We start from the raw sequence: 13,300 nt of genomic DNA, 5'->3' as shown, positions 1-13,300 counted from the left end.
AGTTTCGCTTTGAGCGAGCCTCACCGCGCAGCGGCGGAGGCCCGCGCCATGTTGCGCCATCCGCGTAGCCTGATCCGCATTACCCCTGGTTGGCAGGCGCCTCGCTTCACAGTAGAGGCCGGTGATTCCACGGCAATGGTGCACGTTTCGCGGCGGCGCATGACCTCTCTACTGTGGCACAGACTAAGTGGGCAGCAGGCACCGGAGGGACAGGACTTGTTCCTGGTCACGGTGTCGGTGGAGTGTCCACAGTGGATGCACAATGAGTCCGCCCGCCTGCTGAAGTTCATCCTGGGACAGGCGTGGACTGTGCGGGAGGATCCGCAGGAATTCCGGGATCGCAAACATCAGGCTCAAGTTAGCCTGACGTGGCATGCGCTGATGACGCAGGAGGATCTGCAGGCCGGCAAGGCTCCGGCTCCGCGCGCCGCGTGAGCTAGTCCTTGTCCTCTGCTGCGTCCCCGTCCTCGTCGTCAGAGTCCTCGTCGTCAAACTCGTCGTCGTAGTAGTCAAACTCGTCCTCTAACGGGACCAACAGCTCTTCCCACTCGGTGGCCTGCACCTGTGCGACCGCCAGGGCGTCAAAGAGCTGATCGAAGTCCGTGAAGGTACCCAGCTCCAGAACCTCCTGGGTCATCTCGGCGGCATCCTCGAGGACATTCTGATACATAACTTCGCGCTCGAAGTCGCTTAAGGTCTCGTCGCTATCCAGCTCGGCCTCAGCCTGTGCCACCAGCTCGTCGTACTCCTCGCCGAAGGTCACAAAGGTCACGGTCGCTTCGGGCTCGTCAGTTCCGGAGCCCAGCATCACGGTGATCAGGGAGCCATTGCCCACCTCTGCGCGCGCCAGCATCGGCTCAATTAGATCCTGCTCAAACTCCAGGTCGGAGATGCGATCGTCGGTGCCTTCCAGCAGGTCATGCAGCACGGTAATGCACTGGTCAGTCGCAATATACTGTGCCACCACCGCAACGGCGGCCTCTACGGAGAACACCACGCCGACCAGGGTGTCCTCAAACTCCTCAATGCCTGCAACCTCGTCGAGCTCCCCCTTGGCCATGAACACATTCGCCGAGTTGATGCCTGCCGTGGTGCTCGTCTGCTCGATCTGCTGAAAATGAATCTCCAGCTCCGGAGCGATCGGTACAAACAACATGTCGTCGTTTACTCGCGACTCAATACCCTCAGTATCCAGCGCCTGAGCAATGTCCTCGTAGAAACCCACAGCCAACGTCTCCCTAGTATTTCCTAGTGTTTTATGAGGTGTTTCAGTCCGAAGCGAACGTGCATTCCGAGACTTGAGCACCATATTAACCCGATCCCGGACAACACGTCTCCATGCAAAACCAATCGGGTGATTAGCCCCCCTCATGAACTCACTTTGAACTTCCCGTGTGCCCGCCGCACCCCGCCGTCGACCCACCGCACCCCTGCCGTGTCAGTCGCTCCGTGCCCGCACTAGCGGCCTGGCCTGGGCATCGCCACGGAGCTTTCATCACCTTCCCAACCTCCCATGTCGAACTTCTCCCACACCCGGCGAAACTCCGCGCGAGGATCTTCTTCCAGCCTCATCTCTCGCTCAAACACCTGCGTCGCCCGGTTTTCCAGCGAGTAACGCGCCCAGCCCGGGTCCGCGCCCCAGATAAACCTCTTCCAGGCCCGTTGCATGTGCTCGGAGACCGCGGCCATCTCCCCTCCCAAAACGAAGCTGGCTTTCGAGGACTTGGCGTCACCAAAAAGAGCCGACAGCTCCATCGAGTGCATCGCACCCACCCCGAGCCGCCGTAACATCGCCGGGGCATAGTCAAAGCGATACATCCACACGGGCGCCCCGGCCGCCTGGTGCAGCTCGGCGAGTCGGATGGACTGTGACCAGAACACGGCGTCGGCAAGCATTTGGGCGAACACCCCGCGGCGCCCTATGTCCCCATAGGCGGTTTCGATCTGCTCGGCTAGTACGGGATCGTGGGCGCGCAACATCGTCCGAGCTGCCCTTATACGAGCATTCTTAGAGAAGAACAGCATTTGTGCGGCGGATAGCTCGTCGTTGTTGGTCCCAATGAGCAACGGGATCCGCTGGTGTTCGGCGCGCTCGAAGATTCCCAAAGGGTGGTCGGCGAGCAGTTCGCCGTCGATGGCGATGCCGAATGCCATATTCATCTCCCGCAATCCACGGCCCCGCCACAGCATCTGCTGCCCGGCGCGCACTACGTCGGCGAAGGGCAAAGCGCGCAACTCGGCGATGGAGGTTGTGCGCGGAACCAGTCCGGAATACTGCGTGAGCTTGCGTGCCCAGAGGTTCGACTGGGCGTTGGTGTGCACGCTCATCACGGGCGCCGACTGCAGAATCACCCGGTGAAATAAGCCCCGTGCTGTAGGAATGGTCATCAGAGCGGCGGCGGAAGTCCCGCCTGCGGATTCGCCCATCAGGACCACATTGTCCGGATCGCCCCCGAATCCCGCGATGTTCTTTCGCACCCATTCCAGCGCCAGGAGCTGGTCGCGGGTCGCGGGGTTGGGTTCGCAGCTCGCTGCGTCGGGGACGTCCAGGGAGCTCATGTCCACATACCCCAGCGCGCCAAGCCGGAAGTTCAGAGCGACGTAAACCACATCCAGTTCTTTGGCGAAGTTATGCCCACGCAGCACTGCGGTGTGGGAAGCCCCGGCGAAGAACCCGCCGCCGTGTAGGAACACCACAACTGGCAGCTTGGCGTCCGTATCTGGCCGGACGATATCCAGGTTCAGGCAGTCCTCGTCGCCGATGACTTCGTCTTTCCAGTTGTAGGCCGTCTGGGGTGCGACGTTCCCGTATTCTTCCGCCGACCACTCCCCTTGCCAGCGCACCGGGCGTGGGGCTTTCCAGCGTTCCGCGGCACCAAATGGGATGCCACGCCATGTCCGCACGCCGTCCACCCGGATTCCGCGGAGGACCCCACCCGTGGTCTCTACCCGCACGCCGTCCTGATTCATCATTTCACCATCCTAAGCTCTAACGCCTGCCAACGGTCGTGCAAGCGCCTGTCCACCGCCGGCGCGCTTTTGGCCTACTGTTGGTGCCCATGGGAATTCTCAACTTCGGCAAGTCCGATCAACCGCGTGACGAGGCCACCGCTACCTCTGAGCTCATCCAGCAGGCGCGGCGTGCGCCCTATCCTTCCGGGCCGTTCGCTCGCCGCTTCTTCGAGGCAATCGATCGCACGGTTTCTGTCCAGGAGCCGCTCATCCGGTCCTATGTGACGAAGATCGAGAAGAAGCATGGTGACGCCACACCCCAGCGCCGACAGGAGGTTCTAGACACGCACTTTAAGAACCTGGCCACGGGCTCCGGCGCGGGCACCGGCGGCGTGGCCGCAGTCCCAGGCGTGGGTACGCTGCTCTCCCTGGCAGGCATCGCGGCGGAATCCGCGCTGCTCATTGAGGTTTGTGCGCTCTACGCCCTGGCCTCCGCCGAGTTGAATGGCATCGACATCTCCAAGGAGGAGACTCGCCGTGCGGTGGTGTACCTGGCGATCTCCGGGGCTACGGCCAAGGAGCTGGTGCAGGCGCTGGCCGAAGACCGTACCTTTAGCTCGCTGCAGGCCGCCAACCGGCTGCGCGGTGCGCGCAAGCTGCGCAAAGCTGGCTCTGTCGAGCTAAAGCAGGCCAACAACGTCCTGGGGCGCTTCGCATTCCGCCAGGTACGCAAGAGTTTCGGCGGGGCAATGTTTAAGAAGGTTCTGCCGTTCGGCGTCGGCGCTTACCTGGGGGCGAAGGCCAACCGGAAGATCGCAGAGCGCATGGTCGACAACGTGCACGTCTTCATCCGCGAGGCCGACGAGATCTTCTAGCTCGTCGGGGGTTGTCCGACCCCCGCGTTAGAATCATCGCCGTGTTCAGAGTCATCCGAGAATCCGCCCGTCGCCACCGGTGGTTATTCGCCGCTGTGGTGGTTTTCTCCGTGCTCTTGCCCGCTATTGAGCTGCTGTTGCCGCTGCTCGCTGGCGCTTCCGTGGACGGCAGCACGCGCGCGATCGGGTTGCTGGTGGCGGTAGCCTGCGCGCGTTTCGTTACGCAGGCGTTGCGGCGTTTCCTCTCTGGCACGTTCAGCGTGCGCACTCAGCACAGTCTGCGCACTCGGATGTTTGCGGCGATCCAGGCAGTTGACGAGGACGCAGCGCGGTCTTTCGGCACCGGCCAGGTGATCTCGCGCACCATCACGGATCTGACGAAGGTGCAGGGCATGGTCGCGATGCTCCCGCTGATGGCTTCCAGCATTCTCGAGCTGGTGCTGATCTTCGCCGTGGTGCTGTGGATTTCCCCGCCCATCGCCGGGATTGTTACGGTGCAGATCCCGCTGCTTTTCGCCGTGGCTTATGCCTCGCGTACAAAACTGTACGGCCCGTCCCTAGCTTCGCAGCGCCAAGCAGCGGTGGTAGCGGAGCAGGTTGAACGCACTGTTTCCGGTGTGCAGGTGATGAAGAGCTTCGCCCAGGAGCCACGCGAGATTGGCCGCTACCGGCGCGAATCCGCCCGGCAGTACGGCATTAACATGCGCGTAGGCAAGCTCAGCGCCGTCTTCCAGCCCGCTCTTTCCGCCCTGCCGAACGTGGCGCTGGTGGCGGCGATTGCACTGGGCGGTTGGCTGGCCATGCGCGGAGCGATCAGCGTTGGTGACTTCCTGGCGGTCTCCACGTTCATCACCATGCTTGCCCGGCTTACTCGCATGGCTGCGGGGACGCTCGTCAATGTACACGTCACCCAACCGTGTGCGGATCGTATTTTCGAGATTATTGACGCCCCGCCGCGCCCCACCGGCACCACTCCTGTGCGCGACCCCATGGGGTTTGTCGGCAGCGTTCCAATCGCCCCGGGACAACCCCCGATTCGGCTGAGCATCTCACCGTCAAGCACGACGATCGTGGAAGGCCCGGTGGCTTCGGGAAAGACCCGCCTAGCGCACGCCTTGGCCGGCTTGAACACCCAGGATGCGGCGGGCATCCAGGTGGTGAGTGCCGCCGACGGCACACCGATTCCGCTGCTGGAAGTTGAAGAATCCGACCGGCCAGCGCTGGTGATGGACGAGGCATTCCTCTATTCCGTGACGATCCGGGAGAACATTCTGCTCGGCTACTCGGCCACGGAGGCAGAGATCTGGGAAGCCGCCCGGCTGGCCTGCGCCGATCGCTTCATCCGCGAGGCGGGCGGGCTGGATGCCATCGTCGGCGAGCGGGGCATCACGCTCTCCGGCGGGCAGCGCCAGCGCATCGCTATCGCACGGGTGCTGCTGAGAGCCCCGCACACGATAATCTTCGACGACGCCACCTCGGCCATCGACCAGGCCACCGAGGCCCAGATTCTGGCTAACCTCCGCACCGCTGTGTCCCACCCAACGGTGATTTACATCAGCCACCGCGCGGACGGCGGCTTCCGCGATCCTGACCAGACGATTTCCCTGCCTGCAGCTCTGCAGACAATTGCGGCTGATTCAGCCCCAGTCGCAGCCGAAACCTCCAAAGCCTTCGACAGCGCCCCCGATGCGGATTTACCGGCCGACTACGAAGACGCAGCCGATCCCGCGACGTATCCATCCGTGGAACCTCGAATCGCGGATCTTGACGACGGCGGGAGCTTCCGCCTTCGCACCTTGTTTGCCATGGTTCCTGGGCTCATCGCAGCGGTGGTCGTCACGCTGTTTCTCTCCTCCGCCGCAGACATCGCCCTACCCACCTTTATTCGCCACGCCATCGACGGCGGAGTCGCGGACAACGACATGGGCGCACTGTGGATCACCTGCGCAGCTGCCTTGCTGGTGGTCGTGCTTTCCTGGGGCGCGCAGGTGGCCAACACCGTGCTCACCACGCTGACCGGCGAACGGCTGATTTTTACACTGCGCAATCGGCTTTTCCGACACATCACCGGAATGGATCTTCTGTGGTTCCACCGCCAGTCGAGCGGCAGGATCATGACCCGCCTTACGACCGACATCGACTCGCTTTCCAACTTCCTGCAGTCCGGACTTTCCCAAACGATCGTGTCGGCCACCCTGGCTCTTGGCATCCTCGGAATGCTTATTAGCACTGACCTGACCCTGGCCGGAATAGTCGCGCTGTTCCTACCGGTGATCGTGGTGGCGACGGTGATGTTCCGCATAATTTCCCGCCGCCTCTATACCCGCGCCAGGAGTCAGATCAGCCAGGTCAATTCAACGTTCCAGGAAGCCCTCATGGGGCTGCCCACTGGCCAGGCCTTCGGCTACGGTGCGGCACTGCAGACCCGCCTGGAAAACGAATCCCGCGAATACCTTCGCCTGCGCACCCACTCTCAAACGGCGGTGAGTCTGTACTTCCCCGGCATTAACCTGCTCACCCAGCTCGCGCAGGCCGCGATACTCAGCACCGGCGGAGCCCTCATTGCCAGTGGCCAGACCACCGAGGGCGCGCTGGTCGCATTCAGCCTCTACCTGACGATGCTCTTCGGCCCGATCCAACAGCTCTCCCAGGTGTTCGATCAGTTCCAGCAAGCCAGCGTGAGCGTCTCCCGAATCCGCGAACTGCTTAACGAACGCCCGGCCATCACCTCACCAGGCAACGCAGAAGTACCGACCTTTGTGAAAGGCCCGGCGATTCGGTGTGAGGGCGTCATATATAAATACAGAAACAATAAACACGGCGAACACGGCGAACACAGTGAAGCCGGCGAGCCAACCTTAGACATCGACCACACCTTCCGCGGCACCACGGCGGTGGTCGGCGCAACGGGCGCTGGCAAGAGCACTCTCCTGCGGATAGTAAACCGATTCATGGACCCTACGGAGGGAACCGTGCGGGCGGATGGAACGGACATCCGAACCTTCGACGTGCGCGGCTGGCGGCGCTGTATCGGCACCGTGCCGCAGGAACCGCATCTATTTGCCGGAACCGTGGCCGAGAACATCGCTTACGGCGCAGACGACGCAAACCACACCAACCTGGCGGAGGTGCAGGCGGCGGTCAAGCGAATCGGCGGCGAGAGAATTCTGCAGACGATCCCCGGTGGGCTGAGCGCCCGCATCTCCCCCGGAACGAGCACGCTCTCCGCCGGGCAAAAACACATGATCGCGCTAGCAAGGGCGGAATACATTCGGCCGACCATCATGTTGTTGGACGAGGCGACGGCCAACATCAGCGACGAGGAGGAAGTTCAGATCGTCAAGGCAATCAATCGCGTGACTCGCAACCGCACCGCGCTCATCGTCGCGCACCGGCTGCGCACCGCTGCCCGGGCCGACACAATCGTGGTGATGGATCACGGCCGAATCGTCGAAATTGGTGAGCATAACAACCTACTACAAAACGGCGGACCATATGCCGAATTGTGGAATGCCGCCCTAAGGCCACCAAAGGGTTTGTAGTAGGGTGGAACGGCGAGACTTAAAGTCATAAAGGAAAGAGGCGAGGACCTGCTGTGAGCAGCGCAAATTTCGGTCAAAACGAGTGGCTGGTCGATTTGATGTACCAGCAGTACAAGGAAGACCCAAAGTCCGTCGACGCTGAATGGCGCGATTACTTTGAGAAAAATTCCTCTCCGGTAAGTTCGTCGGGCAACACCCAGGCTGCGGCGGGCGACGGAGCACAGAAGACCACGGGCGGCCAAAGCTCCACTAAGAACACCGTCACCCCCAACCGGGATACGACGGCGGGTGGCAAGCAGCCTAAGGGTTCTGCATCCCAGAACCAGGACAGCAGCGTTAAGCCCACCCCGAAGCGCACCGCCCCGCCTGCTCCGAAGCAGCCGGTGGAGGCACCGGAGCCTGGCGAGTTCCCCATTAGGGGCGCCGCAAGGGCCGTAGTTAAGAACATGGACGCTTCCCTGGAAATCCCGACGGCTACGTCCGTGCGCGATATGCCGGCGAAGCTGATGTTCGAAAACCGTGCGATGGTCAACGAGACCCTGCGTGCGCGCGGCGGCGGCAAGATTAGCTTTACTCACATCATCGGTTACGCCCTGGTGCAGGCCGTCAAGGCCCACCCGGATATGAACAACTCCTACGAGGTTGTCGACGGCAAGCCGACCCTCGTTACCCCGGAGCACATCAACCTAGGTCTGGCCATCGACATGGTGGGCAAGAACGGTCAGCGTTCCCTGGTGGTTGCTGCCATCAAGGAAGCCGAGAAGATGTCCTTCGGCGAGTTCATCGAGAAGTACGAGGACGTTGTCCACCGCGGCCGCGAAGGCAAGCTGACGATGGACGACTTCACCGGCGTGACCATCTCTCTGACCAACCCAGGCGGCATCGGCACCCGCCACTCCGTGCCACGCCTGACCAAGGGCCAGGGCGCCATCATCGGCGTGGGCTCCATGGACTACCCCGCCGAGTTCGCGGGCGCATCCGAGGATCGCCTGGGCGAGATGGGCATCGGCAAACTGGTAACCATCACCTCCACCTACGACCACCGCATCATCCAGGGTGCGGAGTCCGGTGAGTTCCTGCGCACGATGAGCCGCCTGCTGATCAACGACGAGTTCTGGGACGAGATCTTCCACGCCATGCGCGTGCCCTACGCCCCGACCCGTTGGAGCCAGGATCTGCCGAACATCGGCGTGGATAAATCCACCCGCGTGATGCAGCTGATCGAGGCCTACCGCTCCCGTGGCCACCTGATCGCTAACATCAACCCGCTGCAGTGGACTCAGCCGGGTCTGCCTATCCCGGATCACTCCGACCTGGACATCGAGTCCCACGGCCTGACCCTCTGGGACTTCGACCGCACCTTCCACGTCGGTGGTTTCGCTGGCCGCGAGACCATGACGCTGCGTGAGGTTCTTGCCCACCTGCGCAAGGCCTACACCCTCAAGGTTGGCTCGGAGTACACCCACATTCTGGACGCCGAAGAGCGCACCTGGCTGCAGGATCGCATCGAGGCTGGCCAGGAGGGATTCAGCCCGGCACAGCAGAAGTACATCCTGCAGAAGTTGAACTCCGCCGAGGCTTTCGAGAACTTCCTGCAGACCAAGTACGTCGGCCAGAAGCGCTTCTCCCTGGAGGGCGCCGAGACCCTGATCCCGATGATGGACGCTGCCATCGACCGCGCTGCCGACGCAGCTCTGGACGAGGTCATCATCGGCATGCCGCACCGTGGCCGCCTGAACGTGCTGGCCAACATCGTGGGCAAGCCCTACGCACAGATCTTCACCGAGTTCGAGGGCAACATCGATCCGGGCGCTGCTGGCGGTTCCGGCGACGTGAAGTACCACCTGGGCCAAGAGGGCCACTACCACCAGATGTTCGGCGACAACGAGATCGACATCTACCTGGCCGCCAACCCCTCCCACCTGGAGGCCGTGAACCCGGTCATGGAGGGCATTGCCCGCGCCAAGCAGGATCAGCTGCACGAGAAGCACACCGTCATGCCGCTGCTGCTGCACGGCGACGCTGCCTTCACCGGCCTGGGCATTGTGCAGGAGACCATCAACCTGGCTCGCCTGGAGGCCTACGAGGTCGGCGGTACCGTCCACATCATCGTGAACAACCAGATCGGCTTCACCACCACCCCGGATGCCGGTCGTTCCACCCACTACGCCACCGACCTGGCGAAGGGCTTCGACAGCCCGGTATTCCACGTCAACGGCGACGACCCAGAGGCAGTCGTATGGGTGGCACACCTGGCTGTGGATTACCGCAACCGCTTCGGCAAGGACGTATTCATCGACCTGGTTACCTACCGCCGTCGCGGCCACAACGAGGCCGACGATCCGTCAATGACCCAGCCGCTGATGTACAAGCTGATTGGTGATACGAAGAGCTCCCGTGATCAGTACACCGAGACCCTGCTGGGCCGCGGCGACCTGACCGAGGAAGACATCGAGCGCGTCCAGCGCGACTTCCACGAGCAGCTGGAGACCGTGTTCACCCAGGTACGCGAGGCCGAGAAGGGCGCCAAGCCGAAGGAGCAGAGCGGCATTACCGGTTCCCAGGAGCTGCCGCGTGGCCTGGATACCTCTGTGGATCGCGAGCTCATCGAGCACATCGGCGACCTGTTTGCCGATGTTCCTGATCACATCACCCCGCACCCGCGCGTAAAGCCGGTGATCAAGCGCCGCAAAGAAATGTCCCGCAACGGCAAGATCGACTGGGGCTTCGCCGAGCTGCTGGCCTTCGGCTCCCTGGTTGACGGTGGCAAACTGGTGCGCCTGGTTGGTGAGGATTCCCTGCGCGGTACCTTCACCCAGCGCCACGCCATCCTCTTCGACCACGACGACCACGACCGCTACAGCCCGCTGGAGGAGCTCGCACGCGAATCCGGTAAGGGCGGCGGCTTCGAGGCCTACAATTCCGCTCTGACCGAGTACGCGGGCATGGGCTTCGAGTACGGCTACTCGGTGGGTAACCCGGATGCCCTGGTGGCTTGGGAGGCTCAGTTCGGCGACTTCGCCAACGGCGCCCAGACCATCATCGACGAGTACGTCTCCTCCGGCGAGGCCAAGTGGGGTCAGGTTTCCTCCCTGGTACTGCTGCTGCCGCACGGCTACGAGGGCCAGGGTCCGGACCACTCCTCCGCCCGCATCGAGCGTTTCCTGCAGATGTCCGCTGAGGGCTCCTGGACCATCGCCCAGCCGTCCACCCCGGCGAACTACTTCCACCTGCTGCGCCGCCACGCTCTGGGCTCCCTGAAGCGCCCGCTGGTCGTCTTCACCCCGAAGTCGATGCTGCGCAACAAGATGGCTGTTTCCTCCGTGGAGGACTTCACCGAGGTGAAGAAGTTCCAGTCCGTGATCGACGATCCGAACCAGAACGGCAAGAACGAGAACGTCAAGACCGTCCTGATGTGCTCGGGCAAGATCTACTGGGATCTGGAGAAGAAGCGTCAGGCAGACGGCCGCGACGATGTCGCCATCGTTCGCGTGGAGATGCTGCACCCGATTCCGTTCAACCGCATCCAGGATGCGCTGGATAACTACCCGAACGCCGAGGTGCGCTGGGTTCAGGACGAGCCGGCCAACCAAGGCCCGTGGCCGTTCCTGGCTCTGCAGCTGCCGGAGCACATCCCGGGTATCAAGATGAAGCGCGTGTCCCGCCGTGCACAGTCCTCCACCGCAACCGGTGTTGCGAAGGTGCACCAGCTGGAGCAGAAGCAGCTGCTGGAGGAAGCTTTCGAGTAAAGCGCTCCCCCGCCAGGCGTTAGCCCCGCGCTAGCGCCCAAGCAAGCCCAAGAGCCCGCCACGAACCTCCAAGGTTCACGTGGCGGGCTCTTTCGCGCTGCGCGCCTCATACAGCCACAGGCAGCGGCTGCTCCTAGGCCCCGAGCATCTCCATCGACGTCCCCTGCGTGACGGAGTTCAACTGTCGGATTTCATCGCGCCCGACCACCCGCTTCGCGTACAGCACCACTGCGTTTTGCGGTAGCGAACTATCCGAGCAGGGGGTGGCATCCCCGGGCAAACTCGCGCCAACCTCCTGCGGCAGGGAACTCAGCAGTTCGTCGTAGACGAGGGCTTTCTCATCCACCTCTTCCCCGCCGACGCCTTCCCCGCTGCCTGCCTTCTTCAGTTCCTGCCGCAGCTCCTTCGCCCGGTTGCGGTCTAGTAGGTCCAGCAGCTCCCCCGTACAGCCGAAGGTAACGTTGATCTCCCCGGTGCGCAGCTGCCGAACCCGCTGATCCGCCGGCACCAGCTCTCGCTCCCCCTTGCGATCCTCTTCATTGAGCTCTCGCACCAGGTAGCGCGCGAAAGCATCGGCGTAGCGCTCGGGCATAGGTGCGTCGTCTACTGACTTCTCCGGCACCCCAATCAGGAAGGGCTCGGGCTGTTCTTCGGCACAGGCCGTCAAGCCGCCGATGGCTGCCAGGCAGGTTGCTGTCGCGATTATTGACGCCACGTTTCGCCCGCCCAGCATTCGCATCTCTCTCGTGCCCCTTTGTTCGCTGTACGCTATCCAAACGCCTTCTAACTCGCCACATTCTACCCCGAAGGGGCTATGAAGTAACCTAAGTACCCATGAGTACTAGTCGTGTTTATGCAGGACGTTTGGCTGGCCTTGTTGTTCTGGGGCCAGACGGCGAGTCCGTCGGCCGTGTCCGCGATGTCGTCATCACCATCCACGGCGACAATGCGACTGCCTTGGGCTTGGTGGTGGAGATTGCGAACAAACGCAAGATCTTCCTCCCGATGCTCCGCATCGCAACGATCACCGGCACGGACATCACCACCACGTCGAGTTCCGTGAACCTGCGGCCCTTTAAGTCCCGCTCTGCAGAGCTGACGATCTTCGAGGACCTCATTGGTTCAAAGGTGCACACGGACGATCCAGCACACGAGGAACTGCATGGCAAGGCCGTGGAGATCACGGACGTAGAGCTCACCCGTAGCCGTCGCCGTGAATGGAAAATCCGCAATCTGGCAGTGACTCAGCGCAGCCGCCTGGGTCGCAAGACGTCAATCGACGTCATCCCTATCGAACACATCCAGGGTCTCCACGCCTCGGGCACGGGCGCGGTGAACCAGGATGCGGAGCTGATCGCCTCGTTCCAACAAATGCGTAACGCCGACGTGGCGAACGCCCTGGTGGAGATGGACGATGCGCGACGCAACAAGATCGCCTCCGAGCTGGACGATGAGCGTCTGGCGGACGTGCTGGCGGAGATGCCGGACGACGATCAGGCGGCGATTCTTGAACACCTGAACATCGAGCGCGCCGCGGACGTCCTGGAGGAGATGGATCCGGACGATGCCGCCGATATTCTGGCCGAGCTGCCGGAGGACACCTCGGACGTCCTGCTGGAGCTGATGGATCCCGAGGAGTCGGAGCCCGTCCGTCGTCTCATGGACTTCTCGCCCGAAACTGTGGGTGCGTTGATGACGCCCGAGCCGATCATTTTGACGCCCCAGGCCACCGTCGCCGAAGCTCTCGCCCACGCGCGCAACCCAGAGTTGCCGACATCCCTGTCCTCCCTGATCTTTGTTGTGCGGCCTCCCCAGGCCACCCCGACAGGCAAGTATCTGGGCTGTGTCCACCTACAGAAGTTGCTGCGCGAACCCCCGTCCTCCCTGATCGGCGGCATCCTGGATCTGGAGCTGCCGGCGTTGTTCGCCGAAGATAGTCAGGAGACCGCGGCGCGCTACTTTGCGACATACAACCTGGTGTGCGGCCCAGTGCTGGACCACGACCAGCACCTGCTGGGAGCCGTGAGCGTCGATGACCTGCTGGACCACATGCTGCCAGAGGACTGGCGTGAGGAAGACTGGCGTGTGGATTCTCCGACAGCGTCGGCGACGTCGGCGACGTCGGCAGTGTCAACACCGTCAGCAACACCGGCCAACTCAGAAGTGAAGGAGGTATAGGCAC

Annotated in this window: 8 protein-coding genes; 5 read left to right on the top strand and 3 right to left on the bottom strand. The window is 62.6% G+C overall.

The features are described 5' to 3' along the window. Positions 1 to 9 precede the first annotated feature (9 nt). A complete protein-coding gene (locus tag QKE30_RS02645; RefSeq protein WP_347934028.1) occupies positions 10 to 435 on the top strand; it encodes a hypothetical protein in 426 nt (141 codons plus the stop codon). A 1-nt stretch (position 436) separates the two neighbouring features. Here QKE30_RS02645 and QKE30_RS02640 read toward each other — a convergent pair whose 3' ends face one another. Together QKE30_RS02640 and QKE30_RS02635 are read right to left on the bottom strand one after the other, a co-directional pair. After that, positions 437 to 1,225: a hypothetical protein gene (locus tag QKE30_RS02640; RefSeq protein WP_347934075.1), complete on the bottom strand. Its 789-nt coding sequence runs from the start codon at positions 1,223 to 1,225 to the stop codon at positions 437 to 439. A gap of 233 nt (positions 1,226 to 1,458) precedes the next feature. Next, complete coding sequence (locus QKE30_RS02635) at positions 1,459 to 2,973, bottom strand: carboxylesterase/lipase family protein (RefSeq protein ID WP_347934027.1); 1,515 nt, start codon at positions 2,971 to 2,973, stop codon at positions 1,459 to 1,461. Positions 2,974 to 3,059: 86 nt separating this feature from the next. Here QKE30_RS02635 and QKE30_RS02630 point away from each other — a divergent pair, with 86 nt between their 5' ends. From QKE30_RS02630 to QKE30_RS02620, 3 genes are read left to right on the top strand one after another with little or no spacing between them, the layout of a single operon-like run. Next, a complete protein-coding gene (locus QKE30_RS02630; protein ID WP_347934026.1) occupies positions 3,060 to 3,827 on the top strand; it encodes a hypothetical protein in 768 nt (255 codons plus the stop codon). Between the two features lie 41 nt (positions 3,828 to 3,868). After that, positions 3,869 to 7,369, top strand: coding sequence for an ABC transporter ATP-binding protein (locus tag QKE30_RS02625; RefSeq protein WP_347934024.1), 3,501 nt, complete (start codon positions 3,869 to 3,871; stop codon positions 7,367 to 7,369). A gap of 53 nt (positions 7,370 to 7,422) precedes the next feature. Continuing rightward, positions 7,423 to 11,118 (top strand): multifunctional oxoglutarate decarboxylase/oxoglutarate dehydrogenase thiamine pyrophosphate-binding subunit/dihydrolipoyllysine-residue succinyltransferase subunit, encoded by a 3,696-nt coding sequence (locus tag QKE30_RS02620; RefSeq protein ID WP_071057080.1) that lies wholly within the window; start codon positions 7,423 to 7,425, stop codon positions 11,116 to 11,118. Between the two features lie 133 nt (positions 11,119 to 11,251). On the opposite strand, the gene QKE30_RS02615 is transcribed toward QKE30_RS02620, so the two are convergent. Beyond that, positions 11,252 to 11,851: a hypothetical protein gene (locus tag QKE30_RS02615; protein WP_347934023.1), complete on the bottom strand. Its 600-nt coding sequence runs from the start codon at positions 11,849 to 11,851 to the stop codon at positions 11,252 to 11,254. Between the two features lie 101 nt (positions 11,852 to 11,952). On the opposite strand from QKE30_RS02615, the gene QKE30_RS02610 reads away from it, so the two are divergent. Next, on the top strand, positions 11,953 to 13,296 hold the full coding sequence (locus tag QKE30_RS02610; protein WP_071057084.1) for a CBS domain-containing protein: 1,344 nt from the start codon (positions 11,953 to 11,955) through the stop codon (positions 13,294 to 13,296). Positions 13,297 to 13,300: the final 4 nt, after the last annotated feature.

This window comes from Corynebacterium sp. c24Ua_83 (assembly GCF_039907245.1).
In the GTDB taxonomy this organism is placed as follows: Bacteria; Actinomycetota; Actinomycetes; order Mycobacteriales; family Mycobacteriaceae; genus Corynebacterium.
Note: the sequence above shows the minus strand (reverse complement) of the source record. Positions and strands in the feature narration are given on the sequence as shown.

Coding starts and splice junctions, on each gene's coding strand:
- QKE30_RS02615 (WP_347934023.1), bottom strand. CDS start 11,851: ATGCTGGGCGGGCGAAACGTGGCGTCAATAATCGCGACAGCAACCTGC.
- QKE30_RS02610 (WP_071057084.1), top strand. CDS start 11,953: ATGAGTACTAGTCGTGTTTATGCAGGACGTTTGGCTGGCCTTGTTGTT.
- QKE30_RS02630 (WP_347934026.1), top strand. CDS start 3,060: ATGGGAATTCTCAACTTCGGCAAGTCCGATCAACCGCGTGACGAGGCC.
- QKE30_RS02635 (WP_347934027.1), bottom strand. CDS start 2,973: ATGATGAATCAGGACGGCGTGCGGGTAGAGACCACGGGTGGGGTCCTC.